Annotated in this window: 22 protein-coding genes; 15 read left to right on the top strand and 7 right to left on the bottom strand. The window is 44.5% G+C overall.

The annotated features are described in order from the left end of the window. The first annotated feature begins 298 nt into the window (after nucleotides 1-298). Nucleotides 299-3,016 carry an aconitate hydratase AcnA gene (gene acnA, locus ACXAER_RS08475; RefSeq protein ID WP_474828321.1) on the top strand — a complete coding sequence of 906 codons (2,718 nt, stop codon included), beginning with the start codon at nucleotides 299-301 and terminating at the stop codon, nucleotides 3,014-3,016. Nucleotides 3,017-3,094: 78 nt separating this feature from the next. On the opposite strand, the gene ACXAER_RS08470 is transcribed toward acnA, so the two are convergent. Both ACXAER_RS08470 and ACXAER_RS08465 read right to left on the bottom strand, forming a co-directional pair. Next, on the bottom strand, nucleotides 3,095-3,589 hold the full coding sequence (locus ACXAER_RS08470) for an SEL1-like repeat protein (protein WP_474828319.1): 495 nt from the start codon (nucleotides 3,587-3,589) through the stop codon (nucleotides 3,095-3,097). Nucleotides 3,590-3,698: 109 nt separating this feature from the next. After that, entirely contained in the window at nucleotides 3,699-5,915 is a 2,217-nt protein-coding gene (locus ACXAER_RS08465; RefSeq protein WP_474828317.1) for a GspE/PulE family protein, read from the bottom strand. A gap of 427 nt (nucleotides 5,916-6,342) precedes the next feature. On the opposite strand from ACXAER_RS08465, the gene rpsJ reads away from it, so the two are divergent. Genes rpsJ through rpsQ form a run of 11 tightly spaced genes read left to right on the top strand, consistent with a single transcriptional unit; the run spans nucleotide 6,343 to nucleotide 11,280 of the window. Beyond that, complete coding sequence (gene rpsJ / locus ACXAER_RS08460; protein WP_010179497.1) at nucleotides 6,343-6,654, top strand: 30S ribosomal protein S10; 312 nt, start codon at nucleotides 6,343-6,345, stop codon at nucleotides 6,652-6,654. A gap of 18 nt (nucleotides 6,655-6,672) precedes the next feature. Continuing rightward, a complete protein-coding gene (gene rplC, locus ACXAER_RS08455) occupies nucleotides 6,673-7,311 on the top strand; it encodes a 50S ribosomal protein L3 (RefSeq protein ID WP_014947975.1) in 639 nt (212 codons plus the stop codon). Between the two features lie 18 nt (nucleotides 7,312-7,329). After that, the gene (gene rplD / locus ACXAER_RS08450) at nucleotides 7,330-7,935 is read left to right on the top strand and encodes a 50S ribosomal protein L4 (RefSeq protein WP_118490523.1); all 606 of its coding nucleotides are present in this window, start codon (nucleotides 7,330-7,332) and stop codon (nucleotides 7,933-7,935) included. Beyond that, nucleotides 7,932-8,231 (top strand): 50S ribosomal protein L23, encoded by a 300-nt coding sequence (gene rplW, locus ACXAER_RS08445; RefSeq protein ID WP_012516959.1) that lies wholly within the window; start codon nucleotides 7,932-7,934, stop codon nucleotides 8,229-8,231. The genes rplD and rplW overlap by 4 nt, the downstream gene beginning before the upstream one ends. 14 nt (nucleotides 8,232-8,245) lie before the next feature. Next, on the top strand, nucleotides 8,246-9,070 hold the full coding sequence (rplB, locus tag ACXAER_RS08440; RefSeq protein ID WP_012516960.1) for a 50S ribosomal protein L2: 825 nt from the start codon (nucleotides 8,246-8,248) through the stop codon (nucleotides 9,068-9,070). Between the two features lie 15 nt (nucleotides 9,071-9,085). Beyond that, nucleotides 9,086-9,361 carry a 30S ribosomal protein S19 gene (gene rpsS, locus ACXAER_RS08435; protein ID WP_012516961.1) on the top strand — a complete coding sequence of 92 codons (276 nt, stop codon included), beginning with the start codon at nucleotides 9,086-9,088 and terminating at the stop codon, nucleotides 9,359-9,361. 11 nt (nucleotides 9,362-9,372) lie between these two features. Further along, entirely contained in the window at nucleotides 9,373-9,705 is a 333-nt protein-coding gene (gene rplV, locus ACXAER_RS08430) for a 50S ribosomal protein L22 (protein WP_012516962.1), read from the top strand. A 9-nt stretch (nucleotides 9,706-9,714) separates the two neighbouring features. Continuing rightward, nucleotides 9,715-10,419: a 30S ribosomal protein S3 gene (gene rpsC, locus ACXAER_RS08425; RefSeq protein WP_014947978.1), complete on the top strand. Its 705-nt coding sequence runs from the start codon at nucleotides 9,715-9,717 to the stop codon at nucleotides 10,417-10,419. Between the two features lie 2 nt (nucleotides 10,420-10,421). Further along, nucleotides 10,422-10,832, top strand: coding sequence for a 50S ribosomal protein L16 (gene rplP / locus ACXAER_RS08420; RefSeq protein ID WP_012516964.1), 411 nt, complete (start codon nucleotides 10,422-10,424; stop codon nucleotides 10,830-10,832). Next, nucleotides 10,832-11,023: a 50S ribosomal protein L29 gene (gene rpmC / locus ACXAER_RS08415; protein ID WP_012516965.1), complete on the top strand. Its 192-nt coding sequence runs from the start codon at nucleotides 10,832-10,834 to the stop codon at nucleotides 11,021-11,023. Before rplP ends, rpmC begins: the two co-directional genes overlap by 1 nt. Further along, a complete protein-coding gene (gene rpsQ / locus ACXAER_RS08410; RefSeq protein ID WP_012516966.1) occupies nucleotides 11,023-11,280 on the top strand; it encodes a 30S ribosomal protein S17 in 258 nt (85 codons plus the stop codon). Before rpmC ends, rpsQ begins: the two co-directional genes overlap by 1 nt. A 121-nt stretch (nucleotides 11,281-11,401) precedes the next feature. Here rpsQ and ACXAER_RS08405 read toward each other — a convergent pair whose 3' ends face one another. Together ACXAER_RS08405 and ACXAER_RS08400 are read right to left on the bottom strand one after the other, a co-directional pair. Beyond that, on the bottom strand, nucleotides 11,402-12,508 hold the full coding sequence (locus ACXAER_RS08405) for a glycosyltransferase family 4 protein (RefSeq protein WP_474828312.1): 1,107 nt from the start codon (nucleotides 12,506-12,508) through the stop codon (nucleotides 11,402-11,404). A 1-nt stretch (nucleotide 12,509) separates the two neighbouring features. Then, on the bottom strand, nucleotides 12,510-13,583 hold the full coding sequence (locus tag ACXAER_RS08400; RefSeq protein ID WP_474828309.1) for a glycosyltransferase family 9 protein: 1,074 nt from the start codon (nucleotides 13,581-13,583) through the stop codon (nucleotides 12,510-12,512). 129 nt (nucleotides 13,584-13,712) lie between these two features. Between ACXAER_RS08400 and ACXAER_RS08395 the strand changes: the two genes are divergently transcribed. Continuing rightward, nucleotides 13,713-15,023, top strand: coding sequence for a 3-deoxy-D-manno-octulosonic acid transferase (locus ACXAER_RS08395; protein ID WP_474828307.1), 1,311 nt, complete (start codon nucleotides 13,713-13,715; stop codon nucleotides 15,021-15,023). A gap of 271 nt (nucleotides 15,024-15,294) precedes the next feature. On the opposite strand, the gene ACXAER_RS08390 is transcribed toward ACXAER_RS08395, so the two are convergent. After that, nucleotides 15,295-17,103, bottom strand: a complete 1,809-nt coding sequence (locus tag ACXAER_RS08390; RefSeq protein WP_474828305.1) for a cation:proton antiporter — start codon at nucleotides 17,101-17,103, stop codon at nucleotides 15,295-15,297. A 207-nt stretch (nucleotides 17,104-17,310) separates the two neighbouring features. On the opposite strand from ACXAER_RS08390, the gene ACXAER_RS08385 reads away from it, so the two are divergent. Next, nucleotides 17,311-18,165: a hypothetical protein gene (locus ACXAER_RS08385; protein ID WP_474828303.1), complete on the top strand. Its 855-nt coding sequence runs from the start codon at nucleotides 17,311-17,313 to the stop codon at nucleotides 18,163-18,165. A 199-nt stretch (nucleotides 18,166-18,364) separates the two neighbouring features. After that, entirely contained in the window at nucleotides 18,365-18,952 is a 588-nt protein-coding gene (locus ACXAER_RS08380; protein WP_474828301.1) for a hypothetical protein, read from the top strand. Nucleotides 18,953-19,011: 59 nt separating this feature from the next. Here the strand turns inward: ACXAER_RS08380 and ACXAER_RS08375 are convergent, their stop codons facing one another. Together ACXAER_RS08375 and ACXAER_RS08370 are read right to left on the bottom strand one after the other, a co-directional pair. After that, nucleotides 19,012-20,922 carry a methyl-accepting chemotaxis protein gene (locus tag ACXAER_RS08375; RefSeq protein ID WP_474828299.1) on the bottom strand — a complete coding sequence of 637 codons (1,911 nt, stop codon included), beginning with the start codon at nucleotides 20,920-20,922 and terminating at the stop codon, nucleotides 19,012-19,014. Between the two features lie 386 nt (nucleotides 20,923-21,308). Then, entirely contained in the window at nucleotides 21,309-23,498 is a 2,190-nt protein-coding gene (locus ACXAER_RS08370; RefSeq protein ID WP_474828297.1) for a M3 family metallopeptidase, read from the bottom strand. Between the last annotated feature and the right edge of the window lie 39 nt (nucleotides 23,499-23,537).

Raw genomic sequence — 23,537 nt, 5'->3', positions numbered from 1 at the left:
GTAATAACTTCCTCCTTGTCGCCACAGGCCAAAAGCTTCTATTTGTCCATAAAGGCTAACTATTCTAACTGGCTGCTTTTCGCTGATAGGAAACACTTTTTCCGCCCACCTCTTTAGAGGCACATGTCGAAACGAAAAGCGGCGATACGAATAACTAATAATAGGTGAACTTTTTTTCATGTTTATGCCGTACAAACTTGAAAATAACGCGACGGATTAAACACGTCGCTCGTTTCTTGCATTGGCAAAATTGAAACGTTGACAATATTCATGAACAGGCAAAGAAGGATGAGAGCGTATGACATATAAGTCTTTTTCGCAGCTTGAAGTAAACGGCAAAAACTTCAAGGCGGTCAATTTTGACAGTATAGGTAATCAGTATGCGCTCGACCGGCTACCTTTTTGTATTAAAATTCTTCTCGAGAACCTAATCCGACATGAAGATGAAGAGTTTGTAACTAGTAGTGATATTGAGCAAGTGGCTAAGTGGGACACTGACAACCACGCCGATCACGAAGTATCATTTGTTCCTGCGCGGGTTATTCTTCAAGACTTTACCGGCGTTCCTGCCATCGTCGATTTAGCTGCAATGCGAGATGCAGTCAATCGCTTGGGAGGCGATGCACAAGCAATTAACCCCCTAAACCCTGTAGAACTGGTCATTGACCACTCTGTGATGGTTGATCATTTCGCTGAAGAGAATGCATTAGAAAAGAATACCGATATAGAGATTGAGCGCAATAAAGAACGTTATCAATTTCTGAAGTGGGGGCAGTCTAGCTTTGACAATTTCAAAGTGGTTCCCCCTGGTCGCGGTATCGTGCATCAGGTTAATTTAGAGTATCTGGCTCGTTGTGCTTTTACCAAAGAGCAAGATGGTGAGACCTTGGTTTATCCAGATACCCTTGTGGGTACCGATTCTCACACCACCATGATTAATGGCCTTGGCGTACTTGGCTGGGGTGTGGGTGGTATTGAAGCAGAAGCGGCAATGCTAGGTCAACCCGTTACTATGCTATTGCCGAAAGTAGTAGGCTTTAGATTGTCCGGGAAATTACCTGCTGGTGTCACTGCTACTGACATGGTGCTAACTATCACACAGCAATTGCGTGAGCACGGCGTTGTTGGAAAGTTTGTAGAGTTCTATGGACCGGGTCTTAAGCATCTTACTACGGCAGATCGCGCAACAATCGCAAACATGGCACCAGAATATGGCGCAACGTGCGGTATCTTTCCGATAGACGATGTTGCGTTAGATTATTTGCGACTTACAGGTCGAGATGAAGACCAAATCGCCCTTGTAGAACAGTACGCCAAACTTAGTCACTTATGGCATGATGATCATTCAAAAGATGCACAGTACCATGAAACAACTGAACTCGATTTGGGCGAAGTAGTGCCATCACTTGCTGGGCCGAAACGCCCACAAGATCGCATTGCCCTAGACAATGCAGCAGAAGCGTTTAATGAATGGCATCGTTCGCAAATTGATGTGAAAGTACTAGATGAAGAAACCGATTTAATTGCTGAGGCTGGGCTGGGAACCAGTGATGATGTTGATGAAGACCATGATTCTTTTGTCGAGTTCAGAGGTAACAAGTTCAACTTAGAAGATGGTGCAATTGTAATCGCTGCTATCACCAGTTGTACTAACACGTCGAATCCATCAGTACTTGTTGGTGCAGGCTTACTAGCTAAGAAAGCCGCGGAAAAAGGATTAACACGTAAGCCGTGGGTTAAAACATCATTAGCACCTGGCTCACAGGTTGTTACTCAATATCTAGAAGATGCTGGTCTTATGGACCCGTTAGAATCCCTAGGGTTTAACCTAGTGGGCTATGGCTGTACAACCTGTATCGGTAACTCTGGTCCACTACCTGATGCCATTACTGATGCTATTAGAAAGGCGAAACTTACTGTTACTTCGGTGCTATCTGGTAATCGTAACTTTGAAGGACGCATTCACCCTGACGTAGCGGCAAACTATCTTGCATCACCACCTTTAGTAGTCGCGTATGCCTTAGCAGGGAACATGAATATAGATATCACTAAAGAGCCGCTAGGCCAAGCGAGTGACGGTTCACCTGTTTACCTTAGAGACATCTGGCCTACTGAAGACGAAATTCAGCAATATATTGCTGAAAACGTTACTGGTGATTTGTTTAAAGAAAAGTATGCAGACGTGTTTAAAGGCGCCGGAGAATGGAATGAGCTAGAAGTGAGTAAAACATCTGTCTATGACTGGCCAGAGTCGACTTATATCAAGCATCCACCTTTCTTTGAAGTAATGGGTAAAGAGCCGGAAGCCTTGACGGCAATCGAAAATGCGCGATGCCTAGTGAAAGTTGGTGACTCAATCACGACAGACCATATTTCACCAGCGGGAGCCATCGCAAATGATAGCCCAGCAGGTGAGTACTTGCAGGCACAAGGTGTTGAGCCTAAAGACTTCAACTCTTATGGCTCTCGTCGCGGTAACCATGAGGTGATGATGAGAGGGACGTTTGCGAACGTTCGTCTTCAAAATCAACTGGCGCCGGGTACACGAGGCAGTGCGACAACCCACTATCCGAGCGGCGACAGCATGTCTATCTTCCACGCTGCTATGCGCTATAAAGAAGACGGTGTACCCGCAGTTGTCATTGGTGGTAAGGAGTACGGCACTGGCTCAAGTCGAGACTGGGCTGCAAAGGGGCCATCTCTTATGGGCGTGAAGGCTGTGCTTGCAGAAAGCTACGAGCGTATTCACCGATCTAACCTAATAGGAATGGGTATTCTGCCACTTCAATTCAAATCAGGTGACAGCGCGAGTTCTTTGGCGCTTAAAGGTAACGAGTCGTTCTCTATCGAGGCAGTTGAGCGCGGGCAGACCGAGGTTGAAGTAAAAGCTGTGTCAGACGACGGGCAAACAACCACCTTTATGATGGACATCAGAATTGATACATCTAACGAATTTACCTACTTTGAAAACGGTGGAATTCTTCACTACGTTATTCGAGAGTATTTAAAACGATAAGCGTCTATTCAAAAAACGTGGTAAAGGCTGCGTTTTCACCGCAGCCTTTATCCTAGTTTGATTTACAAAAGTTAACTACTAGTAGTAGCGTTTTTCGCAAATGATTTCTTTTATATGTGAACCAATTGCCGAACGCTTTTCACATCTTAAATCTTGCGCTTCCGCACCATATAAAGTGATATATTCTTCGACGTAAGGTTCTAGCGCTTTAATATAATCTTCGGGTAGAGCGTCTTTAATTTGACGGTAAGAGCGGTTCCATTCGGCAGTTTTTTGCTCCATTGCAACGCTCAGCCACAGCCAGCCCTCTTCATAATTGACCGGTGTTCCCCAGCCCTGAAAGTACATCTGTGCGAGATAGTACTGGCCTTCTTTATTACCCATCTTGGCAGACTCAGTGAGTTTCTCTAGCGCTTTTTCATACTTTTCAGCCTTGAGAGCATGTAGTCCCAAATCCAACGTCGAAAGATACTCAGACTTCCAAATATGATTTTTTGTCTTTACCTGCGCTATCGCAGGTACAGACAAAGTAATGCTAGATATGATTGTGACAACAGCGATAAATTTTTTCATTGGTATCCTTTCCGTTCCTTTTTTCTGTTTATACTATATTTTTCGTATTCAAAAAACCGTATTTAAGTACAGATTATGGAGGCTGCTATAGCGAAAATGATAAAAGCATTTAATCCCCACCTATAATTTGAACCTGCGCTATATCGGTATCGCCTTTGATTACTTTAAAAATGGCGTCTTGTACAAGGGTTCTCATGCCATCCGTAGTCGCTTGTGCTTTCATTTCTGCAACACTTGCTTCTTTATACACAAGAGAGCGCAACTCTGGTGTCATACCCAAGAGTTCATGAACACCTGTTCTTCCTCTATAACCGGTATTTCCACAGTCATTGCATCCTTTTCCACGATAGAGCATTAGAGGTTCCGGTAGATTCAATTCATGTAGATACTCAGCTCCATATTGACGCTCAATGAACGCCAAATCTTTTTCGCTTGCAGGATACTGTTCTTTACAATTAGGGCAAATTGTTCTTACTAGGCGCTGAGCTAATATGCCCACACAGGCATCTGAAAAGTTTACTGGGTCAAGTCCTAGATCAAGCAAACGTGTAATTGTTTCAGGCGCAGAGTTTGTATGAAGTGTAGATAACACTAAATGCCCCGTTAGTGAGGCTTCAATACCAGCATGTGCGGTTTCCTTGTCACGCATCTCACCAATCAGAATAATATCTGGATCGGCACGAAGAAAAGCTCTAAGCGCATTGGCGAACGTAAAGCCTATTTTTGCACTTACTTGCACCTGTTGTAGACCTGCTTGAGTTATCTCAACAGGGTCTTCCGCTGTCCAAATTTTCTTTTCTGGTGTGTTTAAGTAACCCAAAATGGCATGAAGAGTGGTAGTTTTACCTGAACCGGTAGGCCCTACAACAAGCAAAATGCCATGAGGCTTTTTGATCATATGCTCTAAGCGTTGCCTGTTAGTAGGTGCAAGATTCATTTTATCAATTGGCATTGCACCACCAGATGCCAATATCCGCATTACAACACCTTCTCCTGCAACTGTGGGGATGGTTGCAACACGAACTTCAACCAACTGCCCGCCCATTTTGAAGGCAAGTTTACCGTCTTGAGGTACTCGTTTTTCGGCAATATTAAGATTAGACATAATTTTAATACGCGCAATTACAGCATTGTGGTGCGAGTTAGGAACTTGGTTCATGTCTCGACACACGCCGTCTACGCGCATTCTTACGCGAGTAGGGGCATTTTTTTCTGGATCAATATGAATATCTGATGCGTTAAGGCGCTTAGCGTCATGTAAAATTCGACTAACTAATCTAACTACCGCAGGGGCGTCGTCAGATAGTTCGTCAAATTGTTCGTCGCTATCTTCTACTGATGAACCGATTTCATCTAGAATATCGCTCATCTCTCCTGGGCCAGAACTTGCGCCTTTTTCACCTAGATACTGCAATATAGTACTAGGTAAGCTCACTGCAATTTCATAACTATCTATACCCATAGCGCTTTCAATTTCCATTAAAAGCGAAGCGTTATTTGGCTCTGCCATGAGTACGATAGGTTTGTCATGAACATCAGCGAGTACAGCAACATAGTTGCGCTTTAAATAGCTGACATTAAGGCGACTGTCGTTTTCGAAGCGGTGATATTTGTCTGGTAAGTAAGGAAGATAAGGTACTTGGTAGTGAACGGAAAGTGAATTACCTATTTCTTCTTCTGGTACTCTATGCTCTTGCACTAGTATCTGAATCAGATTTCGAATATCTGACGCCGCTGCTTTAACATCTTCGAGAGCTTGCTCTTCGATAAGGCTCTTATGGACGAGTAAGTCAAAGGGGTTATTTGTGCCACCTAATTCAAACCTAAACTTATCCCCTAGTATCAGTGCTAAAGCATTGCAAAGTTCAACATCCTCTTTTAAAAAAGGCCCGGTACTTTTATTGATTACTTGGATAACGCCCATAAGTACGCCGGCATTCATAATGGGCACACATAAAATATTCCGAGTTTTAAAATCGCTATCTTTATCGAATCTATCTGCGAAGCGTAAACGAGGATGGATACTCTTTAATTGCTGGGAGTCGTACGGGTCATCTATAGTAATAGAGTTTTGAGAAAGCGCTACATATCCAGCAATAGACATGGGGCTGATAGGAACTTTGATCTCCAAAGTCTCCTTACCCGTTTTGAATCGTGCTACTAGGTCTTGATGCTGACGGCGACGTTGGAAAATACTCATTCGCTTAGCATCGAATAAGTCTAAAATCATAGGTTCAATTACGCTGTAAGCATCAAGCAGCGTAGAATGATTATTTAAGATGCGTCTAATTTGCGCAAATGTTTGTTGATTATTTACTACTTCCATAAATACACTTATGTAAGGTCAATGCCTACTTCCCTGTTGAACATTGAAGCTATGCTAACACTTCCTCTTAATTAAGACAGAAATTATACAATAAAACAGACATTTCTTCTCTACTACTCTAGTTTATGGGGAGCAGAAATAAAATATGTGTATAAAAACCAAACTGCCTCTTGCATTGCCCTCTTCTTTCTGTATAATTCGCGCCCACTGCCCAATTAGGGTATGAAGTTTTTAGCCGCAACCTCACTGCTTTTAGGGTGGTTGCCGAAGTAACGGATTCATCATTACTGATTAGCCTGTTGCTGGCGTGCTAGAAAAAAGAACAGGGTTCCGATAGGGAACCATCGGTTTACGCACATCTTTTCTTTCCGGAATTAATGGAAGAGAAAAGGTGAATTTTTTTGTTCTTTCGATTGGAGCTTAATCGATGCCAAATCAAAGAATTCGCATTCGTTTGAAAGCGTTTGATCACAAGTTGATCGATCAGTCTACGGCTGAAATCGTTGAAACTGCGAAACGCACTGGTGCTCAGGTAAGTGGTCCTATTCCTCTACCTACTCGCAAAGAACGCTATACAGTTCTGATTTCTCCGCACGTTAACAAAGACGCGCGTGATCAATATGAAATCCGTACTCACAAGCGTTTGGTAGACATCATCGAGCCAACTGATAAAACAGTTGACGCGTTGATGCGTTTGGACTTGGCTGCTGGCGTTGATGTTCAAATCAGCCTGGGCTAATAAGAGAGGGTTATAACAATGGCGATTGGTCTAGTCGGTCGTAAAGTGGGTATGACTCGCATCTTCACTGAAGATGGTACGTCTATCCCTGTGACTGTTATTGAAGCGACCCCAAACCGCGTTACTCAGCTTCGTACTGAGGAAACTGACGGTTATCGCGCTCTTCAGGTTACTGCTGGAACTAAGAAAGCTAACCGCATCAACAAAGCTGAAGCAGGTCACTTTGCTAAAGCTGGTGTTGAAGCTGGACGCACTCTAGTAGAATTCCGCCTAGAAGAAAACGAAGGTGCCGATATTGAAGTAGGCAGTGAAATCACTGTTGAAATCTTTAACGACACTAAAAAGATTGATGTAACTGGTACATCAAAAGGTAAAGGTTTCCAAGGTGCAATCAAACGCTGGAACTTCAGTTCACAGCGTATGACACACGGTAACTCTTTGTCACACCGCGCACCTGGTTCAATTGGTCAAAACCAATCACCAGGTAAAGTATTCAAAGGCAAGAAAATGGCTGGTCAGCTTGGTAACAAGCAAGTGACTACTCAGTCTTTGGAAGTTGTACGTGTTGACGTAGAGAACGGCCTTATCCTAGTTAAAGGTGCCGTACCTGGCGCAACTGGCAACGATGTAATCGTAAAGCCAGCTGTTAAAGCGTAACGTCTGGGGAGTGAACTGATGGAATTAACATTGAAAGACGCGCAAAGCGCTCTTGAAGTATCCGAAGCGACCTTTGGACGTGAATTCAACGAAGCCCTGGTACACCAGGTAGTTGTAGCTTACGGTGCAGGCGCTCGTCAGGGTACAAAAGCGCAGAAAACTCGCGCTGAAGTTCGTGGTGGCGGTAAGAAGCCATGGCGTCAAAAAGGTACTGGCCGTGCACGTGCTGGTACAATCCGTAGCCCAATTTGGGTTGGCGGTGGCCGTGCTTTCGCAGCAAAGCCTCGTGACTTTGACCAAAAAGTTAACAAGAAAATGTATCGCGGTGCACTTAAGAGCATCCTGTCTGAACTAATCCGTCAAGACCGTTTGGTTGTTGTAGAGAAGTTCGGTGTTGACGCACCTAAGACTAAAGCTCTTATTTCTGCACTTAACGAATATGAACTAAATGATGTTCTAATCGTTACTCCAGAAGTTGATGAGAACTTGTTCCTAGCGGCACGCAACTTGTACAAAGTTGACGTACGTGACGTAGCAGGCATCGACCCAGTGAGCTTGATTGCATTTGAAAAAGTGCTAATTACTGCTGATGCGGTTAAACAACTTGAGGAGGCGTTAGCATGAAAGAAGAACGTCTACTGAAGGTGCTAGTAGCACCTCACGTTTCAGAAAAGTCTACAATGGCTGCTGAAGCGAACAACACAGTTGTATTTAAAGTAGCTAAAGACGCGAACAAAGCTGAAATCAAAGCTGCAGTTGAAAAACTGTTTGAAGTTGAAGTTGAAGGTGTTCGTACTGTGAACGTTAAGGGTAAAACCAAGCGTCACGGCATGTCTTTCGGTAAGCGCAGCGACTGGAAAAAGGCCTACGTGGTTCTTAAAGAAGGTCAGGACATCGACTTTGTCGGTGGTGCTGAGTAAGAAGGGGATTAGAAATGCCATTATTGAAAGCTAAGCCAACTTCTGCCGGTCGTCGTCACGTTGTTCAGGTCGTAAATCCTGACCTGCACAAAGGTGCACCGTACGCACCTTTGCTTGAAAAGAACAGCAAATCTGGCGGTCGTAACAACAATGGTCGTATTACCACTCGTCACATTGGTGGTGGTCATAAGCAACACTACCGTGTAATCGACTTTAAACGCAACAAAGACGGCATTCCAGCCAAAGTTGAGCGTTTAGAATACGATCCAAACCGTTCTGCAAACATTGCACTAGTATTGTACGCAGACGGTGAACGTCGTTACATTCTGGCTCCAAAGGGTATGAAAGCAGGTGATGCAATCCAGTCTGGTTCGGGTGCTCCGATCAAGTCTGGTAACACGCTACCTATGCGTAACATCCCTGTAGGTACTGTTGTACACGCAATTGAAATGAAGCCTGGCAAGGGTGCACAAATCGCACGTTCTGCTGGTGCTTACGCTCAGATCCTAGCACGTGACGGAAACTACGTTACCCTACGTCTACGCTCTGGCGAAATGCGTAAAGTTCTTTCTGATTGCCGCGCCACCATTGGTGAAGTTGGTAATGCAGAACACATGCTTCGTTCACTAGGTAAAGCTGGTGCTACACGCTGGCGTGGTATTCGTCCTACCGTTCGTGGTGTTGCCATGAACCCGGTTGATCACCCACACGGTGGTGGTGAAGGTCGTACATCAGGCGGTCGTCACCCAGTAACTCCTTGGGGTGTTCCTACTAAAGGTAAGAAAACCCGAAGCAACAAGCGTACTGATAAGCTTATCGTACGTCGTCGAAACAAGTAATAGCGAGGATTCACCATGCCACGTTCTCTCAAGAAAGGTCCTTTTATTGACCTTCACTTGCTGAAGAAGGTAGAGGCTGCAGTGGAAAAGAACGAACGTAAACCAATCAAAACTTGGTCTCGTCGTTCTATGATCATCCCAGATATGATTGGGTTGACCATTGCGGTCCATAACGGTCGCCAACATGTACCTGTCATTATTAGTGACGAAATGGTCGGCCACAAGTTGGGCGAATTTGCGCCAACGCGTACTTACCGCGGCCATGTCGCGGATAAGAAAGCTAAACGTTAAGGGGTAGGAAGATGGAAGCATTAGCTAAACACCGTTTTGCCCGCACGTCGGCTCAAAAGGCACGCTTGGTTGCGGATCAAATTCGCGGTTTACACGTAGAGAAAGCTTTAGAAGTTCTTGCGTACAGCCCGAAGAAAAGCGCAGCGCTAGTAAAGAAAGTTTTGGAATCTGCGATTGCTAACGCAGAGCACAACGAAGGCGCGGACATCGACGAGCTAGTCGTTGCCAAGGTTTTCGTTGACGAAGGTCCAACTATGAAACGCATCAAGCCACGTGCTAAAGGCCGTGCTGATCGTATCTTTAAGCGCAGCAGTCACATCACTGTGGTTGTAGCGGATAACTAGGAGTAGATAATGGGACAGAAGGTACATCCTACAGGTATACGCCTGGGTATCAGCAAACCATGGACTTCTACCTGGTACGCTAATACTGCAGACTATGCAGACAACCTGTATAACGATCATCAGGTACGTCAGTATCTGACTAAGCAACTTAAGAACGCTTCACTTTCTAAAATCGTGATCGAGCGTCCTGCTAAGAGCATCCGTGTGACTATTCACACTGCTCGTCCAGGCGTAGTAATCGGTAAGAAAGGTGAAGACGTAGAAAAGCTGCGTAACTACGTATCTAAGCTAGCCGGTGTGCCAGCTCAGATCAACATCGCTGAAGTACGTAAGCCAGAGCTAGATGGTCAGCTAGTAGCTGACAGCATCTCTAGCCAGCTAGAGCGTCGTGTTATGTTCCGTCGTGCTATGAAGCGCGCAGTTCAAAACGCAATGCGTCTAGGCGCGAAAGGTATTAAAGTTGAAGTTAGCGGCCGTTTGGGCGGTGCAGAGATTGCACGTTCTGAATGGTACCGTGAAGGTCGCGTTCCTCTGCACACTTTCCGTGCGGACATCGATTACGCAACCTCTGAAGCGTCAACTACTTACGGTATCATCGGCGTTAAAGTATGGATCTTCAAAGGTGAAGTTCTAGGTGGTCTACCTACAACTCAAGAGCAAGCACCAGCTGCTCAACCTAAGAAGAAAGGCCGCAACGCTAAGCGAGAGGGCTAATCATGTTACAACCAAAACGCATGAAGTTCCGTAAGATGCACAAAGGCCGCAACCGCGGCTTCGCAGCGGGTAGCACTGTTGCCTTTGGTACTTACGGCCTTAAAGCAGTTGGCCGTGGTCGAATGACTGCGCGCCAAATCGAAGCAGCGCGTCGTGCTATGACTCGTCACGTTAAGCGTCAAGGTAAAATTTGGATTCGAGTTTTCCCTGACAAGCCAATTACTGAGAAGCCTCTTGAAGTGCGTCAAGGTAAAGGTAAAGGTAACGTTGAGTACTGGGTATGCCAAATTCAGCCTGGTCGTGTTCTTTACGAGATGGAAGGTGTTCCTGAAAATCTTGCACGCGAAGCGTTTGAATTGGCAGCGGCTAAACTGCCATTTAAAACAACCTTTGTAACTCGGACGGTGATGTAATGAAAGCGACTGAACTGAAAGACAAAAGCGTAGAAGAGCTGAACGCAGAGTTGATTAACCTGCTACGCGAACAGTTCAACCTACGCATGCAGCACACAACAGGTCAGCTTGAAAAAACTGATCAGTTGAGAAAAGTACGTCGTAACATCGCGCGTGTTAAAACCATTCTGACTCAAAAGGCTGATGCGTAATGACTGAGCAAAAAATTCGTACAGTACAAGGTCGTGTGGTTAGCAACAAGATGGATAAAACCATCACTGTTGTAGTTGAACGTTTTGTTAAGCACCCAATCTACGGGAAGTTCATCAAGCGCTCTACTAAGCTTCACGCCCACGACGAAAACAACGTGTGCAACCAAGGTGACGTAGTAACAGTACGTGAATGTCGCCCGCTATCTAAGAACAAATCTTGGATGCTAGTTGACGTTGTTGAAAAAGCTGGCGTTTAATCGCTAACTTTTTTCAAAGTCTTAAAAAAGCCGCTTTCGAGCGGCTTTTTTGTGTTTGCTAAACCACCCTAAATAGTCAACAGGGTGAACTTTACTCAATAACAAACTTTGCTTTTTTCTTTCATACTTTCACTACTCGTCGATAAAGCGCAGCATACTCTCTTGCCATATTCTCTATGCTAAAGTGTGTTTTCACATGCTGGTGAAGTGCTTTACCTAATGCTATCTTTTCTTCGGGTTTTGCTATCAATAAGCTTACTGCTTGCACAAGTCCGCTGACATCTCCAGGACTTACCATCAAACCCGTTTCCTTGTGTTTTATAATTTCCGGAATTCCGCCAACGGGGGTTGATACAACAGCACGTTTGCTTATACCTGCTTGTAGAAGTATAACGCCAAGGCCTTCAGCGTAAGCGGGGTGAACCAGCGCGTCTATATTTGGCAATATGCTAGCGACGTCGTTAGTAAACCCGCACAGCTTTACGCTACTGTGCAGGTTGTATTCGTCGATTAACGACTTATAGTGTTCTTCTTGCGAGCCCTTACCAAAAAGAAGGCAAGTTAGGTTATTGAATTGCGTTGTTAGCTCTCGCATAGCGAGTATCAAATCGGCTTGCCCTTTACGGGGGATATATTGTGCAAAATTAGCGATAATGAAGTGGTGCTGAGGAATATTAAACTTATTCCTTAACCACTGCTGGTCAGCCGGCTGTCCGTATTCTTCCTGGTCAACGGCAGAGTGAATAACTCCTTGGTATTTTACTTTTTCGCAATGCTTTGAGACAACCTTGCGCACACCTTCCGATATGCTTATAACAGCTTCGTATTCTCGATATTTAAAGCGAGCGAATTTACTTTCTGTGTTATCTACACGTCGGGTACATATCGCCGGTATTCCAGTGAACTTTGCTGCCAGTGCGCCCCAGACATCAGCGCCACGTCGACTATGTACGTGAATTATGTCGGGCCTAATGCGCTTTATAGCGTCAAGTAAACGCTTAAAGCCCATTAGGTCGGTATCGCCATTGTAGCCAATAGAGAGGGTTTTACAGCGGTCAAAATTGTAATGACTGATTTCGCTACTAGCGGCACAAACAAGATGTTGAGTAAACCTAGTGTCTTTATCTAGCGCACCGATTAGATAAGTTACTTGCTTCGCACCACCGTATAAATGCCTTCCCAACTCGATATGCAGAACGTTAATGTTGACAGAATGCTTGTTGCTCATATTAGTGGTTTATATATGGTTTAAGCTGATTAAAGACTTGTTCAGGTGTAACGAGCGTCATGCAGTCAAAGCGGCCATTGCATGTGGGTTTTCGTTTACATGGGGCACAAGGCATGTCTTCAAACAGTACATGGGTATCTGCATTTTCAGTGATGGTGTAGGGTCTTGTTGAACCAAAAATGGCAATAGTAGGTTTTTTATAGCTTGTAGCTAAATGGGTAAGACCCGTATCTACGCCAACAAATGCATGGCAAAGTGATAGCACGCTTACGGACTCCTCTAAGCTAATTTTACCTGCCAGCGAAATTACTCCGTTACATTCAAAGGTTAAGGCTTCTGCTTTTGCAGTATCCCCAGGGCCTCCTAAAATAGCGATAGGTAAACTAGAGTGTTTGCGTACCTTGTGAATTAAACTTTGCCAGTGTTCAGAAGGCCAATGCTTTTGAGGGCGAGTGGTAAAAGGCGCGATGGCTATAAAGGGTTGTGTTAAGCCTAAGTGACTAGTTTTCAATATCGCTGACTGCATAGTAGCGCTACTTGATCTGATGCACATTTCATAGTCTGAGCTATCATTGTTTTCAGCGCTGCAAAGTGAATATAGTGTTTTAGCGAGATGTCGATATTCGCTGCTAATTTGTTGTGATGTTGGCTTATCTAGCGCGAGAGTGAGTAATCTCTGGCTATTTTCCTTGCTCTTAAAACCTATACGTTGTGAAGCACCACTGATGTAAGCGAAAAAGGCGCTTTTCAACAGACCTTGCGCTTCAATTGCCACTTTGAAGTTCTTTTCTCTGAGCTGTTTTCTAAACGCTTTTATAGTTTTAAAAAGCGCCCAGTATTTTTTAGCCTTTAACAGCGCTCGCCATTCGTTTTTTGGCCACGCAATAACGTGGTCGACATAAGGCTGACTGCTAACTAGCGCGACATAGGGGGCTTCTACTAACCAAGTTAATTCAACAGGCTCACCGTGTTGGGAATAACTTTGCTTTATGCTAGACGGTAGGCCAGAAGCCATTACAATATCGCCAATTGCGCTAAGCCTGATAAAAAGAATTTGTTGTACGTCTTTCGGCATTAGAATAGGCTTTCAAAATTCACGTGAAGCTAACTAGCTAGCAATATCATCACAGTTTGACGACACTTTAATGACGCACATTGTATTAACGGTTATGTATGCGTTTATGTTTACCATTAAGGACAATTTATGTTTGCTGCCGAGCGTAACGGCTACAAACCCACACTTATCGAAGATATATGCCGATGGGCATATTCGCTTGTATTAGTGTTCATTATTCCCTTCGCCTTTTTACAGTTAATGCTAAGAGGTACCACCAGAAACAAAGACTATAACCGCAGAAGGTTTGAACGCTTTGGGTTCGTCGCACATGCACCTAAAAAAGACGGATACTTATTTCACTGCGTTTCAGTGGGAGAGGTGGTCGCGGCTTCTTGTTTAATTAAGCGCATCATGGCGGACGATCCCGATTGCCAAATTACGGTGACCACCACTACGCCTACTGGCTCTGCGCGGGTACGCGCAATCTTCGGTGACAGCGTGCATCACTTTTACTTACCTTACGATCTACATATGGCTATGGCAGGAATGCTTAGAAGAATTCAGCCCAAAGCTGTGCTAATTACCGAGGTAGAGTTATGGCCTAACCTTATCCACGCATGCTGGAAACGGGATATACCTGTAATGGTCGTTAACGCTCGTATGACCGATAGGTCTGCCAGACGTTATAAAAAGATTGGTAAGTTGTTTAACCCTATGCTCGCTAAGCTTTACCATATTTGTGCCCAAGGGCAGCGCGACTACAAAAATTACGCATGGCTTGGGGTGCCCGATAAAAAGCTTACGCTTACTAACAACATTAAGTTCGACCAAGTAGCTTCTGCTACCGCGCCGGAGCATCCTTTTTTAGGTTTGAATCGAGCAGATTACCCCATACTTGTAGCGGGGAGTACCCATGACCTTGAAGAAGAAGCGGTACTTCAAGCGGCCAAAGAGTTGTGGCAAAAAAGCCCTTCCTTAAAAGTAATTATTGTTCCGCGTCACCCCGAGCGTTTCGATACAGTAGCGAAACTTATTGAAGCTAATTCACTACCCTTTGTTCGAAGTTCTCAAGTGCAATCTGTACCAGAAGATACCAATGTTGTGTTACTCGATGAGATGGGAAAATTAAATGATGCCTATGCGGTGGCTTCTTTCGCCTTTGTTGGTGGCTCCATAGCTGATAGAGGGGGGCACAATGCCCTAGAGCCTGCAAGCTTTTCTATTCCAATAATAATGGGCCCTCACACTTATAATAATCCGGTTATCTGCAGTTATTTAGAAGAGTGTGGCGCGCTGATAAAAGTAGAGAGTGGGGAAGCAATGTCGGCGATTGTGAATAGATGGCTTCTAAACCCCAATGAGCGAGAAAAAGCAGGCCAATCAGGCCGTAAAGTACTAGAAGAAAATAGTGGTGCTCTTGAAGCTACAGTTCAGTGCATACGAAAATACGTTAACTAATTGTTTTGATTAAAAAACGAACCCCTAAATAGTGCGCCTTATGCACCTAAATGGGGTTTTCTAAGAAGTGGCAGTAAAACTAGAACGCGTAAATTAATGTAAGGTTATGTAAATTATGGTTTTTATTAATTTGGTCTACTCTTTGCTTTAAAGGCTACGACAGCGTAACAGCAGTAAAATCCAAATAAATATGCACCTTTAAAAAAGGGCACTGTGTTACGTGTTCTCCAGGGAGAGACCTCCTGCCGAGAGGCAGGAGGTTTTCTTACTTTTACTCTTCTACTTTTTGTTCAAGCTCTGGCTCAATCAAGCTGATAACACGCCAGCCAGCTTTAGGCTGAATACTGTTTCCGTTAATAAAGGTGTAGCTTTTACCTTCGGCGTTAATGGCAATAAGCGGCGTAGCCCGTTCACCATACTGCTTCGTATACTGCTCAAAGGTAAACTCTTCCGAAAGCCGGGTCGTTTTAACCGCAGATTCACGGGCTATAGCAGACGCTAAGTAACCATAAGTTACACCTTCATCAAATAACGTTAGCTTTTTAGCGTATTGTTCGCTTACTTGGTGACTAGGTCGCGTCGACTGCTCATTATTAGTAAGCGCCCACACTTTGTCCTTACCCATAGTGTATTCAAAGTGATAGGCAATAAGCGGGTTCAATTGTTTATAGGGCGACATTATTAATACAGTGCCAAAGCTGTTTAAATCGAGGTGTCGGGCTGCATGATCGGACATAGGGTTTCCGAAATACACCGGAATATCCATCATGCGCGCTTCTCTAATGGCATCCCAGTTGGTATCTGCAATTGTCACGTCTAATTTTTGATTTAGCATTTCACACGCCAAGGCGCGGTTAAATTTGCTGCCACCAAAAATGAGGTAGCCAGTTGGAGCAGGGGCACGTACTTTAAGTAACGACGCAACGGTGCGTGATGTAAGGCTCTGTACCACAACTGTCGCGATAATCACCATGAATACGATAGGCACTATAATGCCCGCTCCTTCGTAGCCGATTTCTTCAAGCTTAAGAGAGAACAGGGCTGAGACTGCTGCCGCAACGATACCACGTGGGGCAATCCAACTTAGCAACGCTAATTCATTAAGCTTAAGCCCAGTACCAATGGATGATGCTAATACTGACAGAGGCCGAGCTACAAACATAATAGCGGCTAGCACCACAATCGAGCCCCATCCTACATCGATGACAGACTGTAAGTTCAGTCGGGTGGCAAGCAGTATGAACAAGCCGGAAATAAGTAACACGCTTAAGGTTTCTTTAAATTCGAGGATGTCTTCTACATCAACATCTTTCATATTGGCTAACACCATGCCAGAGATGGTCACGGCCAAAAGGCCCGATTCATGCGCTACGTAATTTGATGCAGCAAATACACCTAAAATAACGGTTAACACAGCGGTGTTGAGCAAATAGTGAGGGATCCATTCCTTACGAATAGATAGACCCAGTAAATAGCCTGAGGCAAGCCCCAATACAGAGCCTATACCAACGGTTTTTCCAAAGGCAATGAGCGTATGTGTGATAGCTGTCTCTTGTGACGCTACGATAAATTCGAATACCAGCACCGCTAGCAAGGCGCCAATAGGGTCGATAACTATACCTTCCCAACGTAAAATATTGGCTAGGTTAGTTTTAGGTCGTACAGTCCTTAGCATGGGAACAATAACGGTAGGGCCAGTTACAGTAACGATAGCACCGAACAAAAAGGACAACTGCCATGAAAGGTCTAGGCTATAGTGTGCGGCTGTCGCCGCAACCACCCAGGTGACTAATACACCGATAGAGCATAAATTCCTCACCATATTGCCATGGCCCGCAATATCACCAAATTTTAGCGTCAGTGAGCCTTCGAACAGGATAATGGCAACAGAAAGAGAAACGACGGGAAACAATAAATCGCCAAATAAGTCGTCCGCATTAAGCACACCGAATACCGGGCCGACAACAATACCGACTATTAAGAGTGGCAAAATTGCAGGAAGCCTTACCTTATAAGCTAAGTATTGGCATGTTATTGACAGCAGTCCTACTGCAACGAGTGAGAGAAGCGGGTCTGACAAAGTGAATCCTTAAGAAGTTGTTATTATTCCATCGTATATTAGCTTAATCATTTATCATACTGAGACTTTAGAACAAGTTAAGCTTACAGCGATATACGCTTGGGTAAGAAGTTTAGACCAATAGACTGTCTTTAGCGTTGTAATATGCATGTTGATGTTTCAAGCTTTGTTATTATTTATACTTATCGTTTATTCTGGAGTTATCTTTTGAGCCGCTTTTTTAAACTTACCTTTTTACCGTTAGCGCTTTTGCTAATCTCGGCATGCGTGACTCAATATCCCACTCCAACTGCTTCATTGATCGTGAACAGTACTGTTAAACTACCTGAAGAACTGTCAGAAACCTCTGGTTTATTTTGCGACGTCGATAGCATGTTTTCGCTCAACGATTCCGGAAATGCGCCCGTTATTTATCGCATTAACTATCAAGGTGAAATAATTGAGCGCACGCGCTTACCGCTTACTAATAGAGACTGGGAAGCCATAACGGCTGACGACACATCGTTTTATATAGCCGATGTCGGAAACAACAAAGGCAACAGAGAAAAGGTAGAGGTTCACAAAGTAAGTCGCCGTAACGCAAATGAAATTACCACCTTTACGCTAAAGTATGCGGGTAATAACGCTAACATTAATATCCCATACGCTCATGACTTTGATTCAGAAGCAATGGTTAAGCATGGTGATGAACTTCTCTTGTTCTCGAAAAGCTGGAGAACGGGCATAACTCATGTTTACAAAGTTAACGAAGGGGAGATCGAACAAACTATCAGCCCTTTTACATCAATTGATGGCCTACCAGGTGTGGTTACGGGCGTTGACTTCGACCGCCATCAAAACCGGTTTGTTATCACAGGTTATAAATCAGACCCCTTTGGCAATTTTGCTACCTTTATTGCGCAAATCTCGCAAGACTATACGCTTCATGATATTTGGGCGTTAGAGCAATATAAACAAGTTGAAGGTGTCTGTGTGGATAGCAAGGGCACCTATTGGTTTAGTGAAGAAGCAACGGAGGGGCGCAAAGCATCTCTGTCTAGCTCACAGGTTGTATCAAGGTAAGCGCCCTTTGATATGCCAGCATGGCTAGCTTATCGTGTGCATACGCCGTCACTGGTTGTGTGACTCATCATCATTCCTTTAAAGTTATCTTTTAGTCCATATTAGTAAAATGGCTAATACCCAACTAGCCGTACTACCGTCTATACTCAAATTGTGATTGAACAAGTTGTAGCCAACCACAATTTCAGAGGCAATCAAAATGAGACGTTTACACCAGTCCTTTTTAGCAATGTGTGTTTGCCCAAGTCTATTAATGGCTGGGGCAGCTAATGCCTCTGTGGTTGAAAAGGCTCAACAATGGCTCAACAAATATTCAGACAGCGACGATATATTCTCTTTAACCCTCACCAAAAATAAAATTAAATTTAAAGGCTGCAAGCAGAAGCAATATCAATTAGCTTTCAGCCAAAAAATAGCGCCTATGTTTAACATTGAAGCTATTGTGCACTACAACAAAGGCCTTCTTGACTACGGTGTTTTGTCGCAGCGTGTCAGAAGTCATGAATTTGAAGTAGTTAGCTGGTGGGATAGAGGGGATTACCGTGTAGGGTTGAGTCATAAAGTGCGCCCACAACATGAGATGCGTATCCCGGTTGCCGATACAATCAGACTACCAACGAGCACAACAGCAGGTCTATACGTAGAAGTTCCGTTAAACGAAGATAAGCACCTACTTACTTTCGGCGCTATGCGAGAGTCGTGGGAAAGCGATGGTGCGTCACTCCAATTACCTTGGCGTTCAAGCCGCGACAATCAAGTTAAAGTGCAGTACGCCATCACTTTTTAAATGATGGCGTAAAAGGTTGTTTTACCTTGTCACTTTCAGCAATGGGCATATAGAAAAGCCTACAACTTAAACCTGCTCACTTCTGACGAAAGCTCTTGAGCCAACTCATCAAGCTTGTCACTCACATTCACCAATATCTGTGTCGCATTTAATGTTTCTTCACTAGATGCGCTGATATCGTTAATGTTTCGGTTTATATCTTCAACCACAGTTGCTTGCTCTTCTGTAGCTGTCGCTACCTGCGTGTTCACATCATTAATGTGAGCAATTTCTTCAGCAATATCTTGAAGCAGTTTGTCAATTTCATTAGTTGCGGTTACCACATCGGTAGTGCGCGCACGACTTGACTCCATTTGCGAAACCGCAGATTTGGAGTCCTGCTGGAACTTGTCAATTTTAACCTGTATTTCATCAGTCGCTTGGGCGGCACGTTGCGCCAAAGTTCGAACCTCATCGGCAACAACCGAGAAACCTCGGCCGTGATCGCCAGCCCGCGCGGCTTCAATTGCAGCATTAAGCGCAAGTAGGTTAGTTTGCTCCGAAATACCTCTTATAGTATCAAGGATACCGCCAATGGCTGCTGTATGTTCATCTAGCGACTGAATAACGCGTGATACATCTTGAATTTGCTCTGACAGGCCGTTTATCGCCTGCACCGCACGCTGAGTAATTTCGCGTCCGTGAGCCGAGTTTGTGGTTGCTAAATTCGCATTTTGCGCTGCATGAGTCGCTGACTGGGCCACTTCATTTACCGTACTGCCCATCTCTGTTAATGCCGCAGCAGCTTGCAACGTCTGATCTCGTTGGCTTTTCGTAGAGCTCTCAGTTTGATGAGACTGATTTGCTACATCCTGAGCCGATGCTTTTAATGCATGGCTTGTTTTAGCTACTTGAGAGATAGTGCCGTGAAGGTGGTCGATAAAGTTATTAAACCCTTCTACTAAGCGGGCAATTTCTTTTTGTTCAGGCATAGGAATTCGCGAGCGCAGATCGCCTTGACCTCTACCAAGCTGTTGGAAGACATCTGCGAGTGATTCAAGTGGTTTAGTAAGAGTTCCAGCTAGCCATATTCCGATAAATGCAAAAGCACCGGCTATGATCAACGCCCAAATAATGATTTGGCGACTACCAGCATCTAAAGATGCATAAAGTTCGTGTTCGGGTACTTGCGCTACTACGTACCAACCCGCCTTTTCCACATAGGTACTGGCAAATAACTGAGTATCGCCTGCTGAGTCGCTGGTGGCCATGGCGAACCCCTGACGATTGAGCAGTTGCCCCGCTGTGTTCGAATCACTTATTGACGCTAATTTGGCTTTGCCCAGTAAATCGGTATTGGGGTGCGCGATAATAGTACCGCTTCCGTCTACAAGAAAAACAAATCCGGTTTGCGCAATTTTAACGGCATTGATAATACCTAATAACTCATCTACCGATTTAGCTACCCCTGACATACCTCTGCCGTTTACTTGCTGATAATTAGCAAACAGGCGGTAACCCTGTCCGGGTTCGTTGTACAAACTCAGCGAGATGGGTTCGCCACTATTTTTGTAAGCGAAAAACCATCCATCAAATTCGTCGTTTTGAAGCACGCGCAAAAAGCCATCTTGGTTCCAATATTTGTAGGTGGTTCTGTCTACAAACGAGGCTACCGTTAAATCGTTAAATTCAACGATATTATTTAGATAGCCCAGTAGACGACGCTCACCTGCCGAATCGGCGCCGGCTGATGACCAAGCGAGAATATCCGGGTTAGAGGCAATGCTGTGTGCTACGGTAAGCATCACGCTAGCCTCTCTGTCTACGCGGTTGCCAACCTGTTTCAGTAAAGAAGGGAGCTGTAGTTCTTCCATGTTCTCTTTAACGAGATCACGGGCAATCCATTGGCTAATTGAACCTACAAGAATAGCTGCGGCAAGTACGGCCACAATAAGAGAAATAATAAGTTTTTGTTTAATACTGAAAGTCATGACTTTCGACCACGTAAGTTAATGCTGAAAATTAATAGATTAAAGGTGACGTGGCATTGCAGGCACAGCAACGTCTAATACTGGATCGTAAGCTGGCCAGTACTACTTTATGATTCTTACGCTAATGCTTTTATTATTTTTTAACGCGCAGAGAAGTTATCGACCTATTCATTGCAAAGTTTATACTTTTTGCTAATGAAAAGGGTAAATTGATTGTGAGGCATAATTGACCAACAGGTCAATAAAAAATATTAGCCTTTACATATGAAGGGGATAAATAAAAAGGCTCTCGTATTTGTTATAACAAATACGAGAGCCTAAGCATTTCAGAAACGGATTTGGTTAGTCGCAGGCGTTAACTTAGCCTGCTGCTGCCGCCGTTTCGCTTATTCTTTATTTTCCTGAGGAATAGGGAAACCACGGTCACGCATCAATGCATCTACCTTGGCGTCACGACCACGGAACTTGCGATATGCTTCAGCTGGATCCATTGCGTTACGTACGGCGAATAGATATTTTACTAAGCGATCGCCTACTTCTTTATCGTAGAAACCACCCGGTGCTTCCATAAAGGCTTCCGCTGCGTCAGCGGTTAATACCTCTGCCCACATGTAGCCATAATAGGCCGCTGCATAACCTTCGCCTGAGAATACGTGGCCGAAATGAGGTGAGCGGTGACGCATAACAATTTCTTCCGGCATGTCTAGCTTCTTAAGCTCTTCACGCTCAAAAGTGTCAGGGTCAATCTTGCTAGGATCGGTAGTGTGGTACTTCAGATCCATGATGGCTGAAGCCATGTACTCAGTGGTTTTGAAGCCTTCATTGAAGGTTGAGGCCTTCTTAATCTTCTCAACTAGTTCTGCTGGAATTGGCTCGCCTGTTTCATGGTGAACCAGATAGTTGTTGATTACCTCATCGGTGGTCAACCAGCGCTCTAACAACTGAGACTGGAACTCAGTGTAATCGCGTACACCAGAATGCGAAGACGGGTATTCTACGTCAGACGCTAAGAAGTGAAGAGCATGACCAAATTCATGGAAGTAGGTTTCAGCATCGTCCCACGAAATAAGCGTGGCTTCGCCTTCAGCGCCTTTTACGAAGTTCGAGTTGTTTGAAGACAATACGGTCTTCTTACCATCGAACGTGGTGTAAGAGCGATACGTCGTTGCCCACGCACCAGAGCGCTTACCCTGACGAGAGAACGGGTCAAGATACCAAAGACCAATGTGCTCACCGCTGTCTTTGTCGGTTACTTCCCAAACTTTCACGTCTTCGTGGAAAACTGGCACTTTGCCTTCTTCAACAGGTGTGAAGTTGAAGTTGAACAAGCGACCTGCAACGTAAAACATCGCTTCGCGAAGCTTATCAAGCTGTAAGTACTGCTTTACTTCGTTTGAATCTAGGTCGTATATTGCTTGGCGCACTTTTTCTGCATAGAAGCGGTAGTCCCATGGCGCAATAGTGATGTCTGCACCTTCTTCATCGGCAATGGCCTGCATGTCGGCCACTTCTTCTTCAACGCGAGCAATAGCAGCAGGCCATACTTTCATCATCAGATCCATAGCGTTTTCTGGGTTCTTCGCCATTCGATCTTCTAAGCGCCACTGTGCGTAGTTTTCGTAACCTAATAGCTCAACACGCTCGTCACGAAGAGTTAAGATGCGTTTAATAATGTCGTTGTTATCAAACTCGTCAGCATTGTCACCGCGGTTGTAGTAAGTACGCCATACTTTCTCGCGAAGCTCTCTGTTTGTAGAGTAGGTCAAGAACGGGTCCATTGATGAACGCGTATTGGTAATTGCATATTTACCTTCTTCGCCGCGAGACTCGGCTGCTGCTTTTGCTGCCTTAACAAATGAAGCTGGTAAACCGTCAAGCTGGTCTTCAGTAATATAAGTAACGTAGTTTTCTTCGTCTGCTAGCACGTTGTTAGAAAACTTAGTGTGCAGCGTAGCAAGCTCTTGGTTAATTTCAGCGTAGCGCTTCTTTGCTTCGCCATCTAGCGTCGCGCCATTGCGTGCGAAGCTATTGTAAGTCATCCAGGTTATACGCTGTTCTTCTGGCGTAAGTGAATCTAACTCGTCAGATTCGTATACCGTTTTAACTCTTTCAAAAAGCTTTTCGTTTTGCGTAATTTGCGTGAAGAAAGCCGATAACTTAGGTGACATCTCTGCCTGAATCTCGCGGAATTCAGGGCTAGACTTGTTTGAGCTCCAAATGCCGTAATAGGTGAATACGCGGCCAAGTTCTGCACCTGCACGCTCCATTTCTACAATAACGTTTTCAAACGTTGGTGGCGCTTCGTTATTCGCGATGGCTTCAATCTCTTTAAGATTCAGTTCCATGGCTTTTTCTAGTGCAGGCTTTAAATCTTCTAAATTCATCTTATCAAAAGCAGGCACACCGCCGTAAGGGCCTTTAAACTCTTGAAGCAGCACGTTATCAAACTGTGCTTGTTGAGATGTCGCTGTATTTTGTACATCTGTGCTGGTGGTCTCAGGTGCTTTTTGTTCTGAACATGCACCAAGTGCAACCACAACCGCTATCGCGGTAAGTGATGTTTTAAATTTACCCATGAGTTTTCCTGTCTGTTTTTATCTATAGGTTTTTTGACA

It is taken from the genome of Alteromonas sp. AWJ4_199, assembly GCF_056159165.1.
Note: the sequence above shows the minus strand (reverse complement) of the source record. Positions and strands in the feature narration are given on the sequence as shown.

Excerpts from the sequence above, each read along its gene's own strand:
- acnA (WP_474828321.1), top strand. The coding sequence starts at position 299 with ATGACATATAAGTCTTTTTCGCAGCTTGAAGTAAACGGCAAAAACTTC.
- ACXAER_RS08470 (WP_474828319.1), bottom strand. The coding sequence starts at position 3,589 with ATGAAAAAATTTATCGCTGTTGTCACAATCATATCTAGCATTACTTTG.
- ACXAER_RS08465 (WP_474828317.1), bottom strand. The coding sequence starts at position 5,915 with ATGGAAGTAGTAAATAATCAACAAACATTTGCGCAAATTAGACGCATC.
- rpsJ (WP_010179497.1), top strand. The coding sequence starts at position 6,343 with ATGCCAAATCAAAGAATTCGCATTCGTTTGAAAGCGTTTGATCACAAG.
- rplC (WP_014947975.1), top strand. The coding sequence starts at position 6,673 with ATGGCGATTGGTCTAGTCGGTCGTAAAGTGGGTATGACTCGCATCTTC.
- rplD (WP_118490523.1), top strand. The coding sequence starts at position 7,330 with ATGGAATTAACATTGAAAGACGCGCAAAGCGCTCTTGAAGTATCCGAA.
- rplW (WP_012516959.1), top strand. The coding sequence starts at position 7,932 with ATGAAAGAAGAACGTCTACTGAAGGTGCTAGTAGCACCTCACGTTTCA.
- rplB (WP_012516960.1), top strand. The coding sequence starts at position 8,246 with ATGCCATTATTGAAAGCTAAGCCAACTTCTGCCGGTCGTCGTCACGTT.
- rpsS (WP_012516961.1), top strand. The coding sequence starts at position 9,086 with ATGCCACGTTCTCTCAAGAAAGGTCCTTTTATTGACCTTCACTTGCTG.
- rplV (WP_012516962.1), top strand. The coding sequence starts at position 9,373 with ATGGAAGCATTAGCTAAACACCGTTTTGCCCGCACGTCGGCTCAAAAG.
- rpsC (WP_014947978.1), top strand. The coding sequence starts at position 9,715 with ATGGGACAGAAGGTACATCCTACAGGTATACGCCTGGGTATCAGCAAA.
- rplP (WP_012516964.1), top strand. The coding sequence starts at position 10,422 with ATGTTACAACCAAAACGCATGAAGTTCCGTAAGATGCACAAAGGCCGC.
- rpmC (WP_012516965.1), top strand. The coding sequence starts at position 10,832 with ATGAAAGCGACTGAACTGAAAGACAAAAGCGTAGAAGAGCTGAACGCA.
- rpsQ (WP_012516966.1), top strand. The coding sequence starts at position 11,023 with ATGACTGAGCAAAAAATTCGTACAGTACAAGGTCGTGTGGTTAGCAAC.
- ACXAER_RS08405 (WP_474828312.1), bottom strand. The coding sequence starts at position 12,508 with ATGAGCAACAAGCATTCTGTCAACATTAACGTTCTGCATATCGAGTTG.
- ACXAER_RS08400 (WP_474828309.1), bottom strand. The coding sequence starts at position 13,583 with ATGCCGAAAGACGTACAACAAATTCTTTTTATCAGGCTTAGCGCAATT.
- ACXAER_RS08395 (WP_474828307.1), top strand. The coding sequence starts at position 13,713 with ATGTTTGCTGCCGAGCGTAACGGCTACAAACCCACACTTATCGAAGAT.
- ACXAER_RS08380 (WP_474828301.1), top strand. The coding sequence starts at position 18,365 with ATGAGACGTTTACACCAGTCCTTTTTAGCAATGTGTGTTTGCCCAAGT.
- ACXAER_RS08375 (WP_474828299.1), bottom strand. The coding sequence starts at position 20,922 with ATGACTTTCAGTATTAAACAAAAACTTATTATTTCTCTTATTGTGGCC.
- ACXAER_RS08370 (WP_474828297.1), bottom strand. The coding sequence starts at position 23,498 with ATGGGTAAATTTAAAACATCACTTACCGCGATAGCGGTTGTGGTTGCA.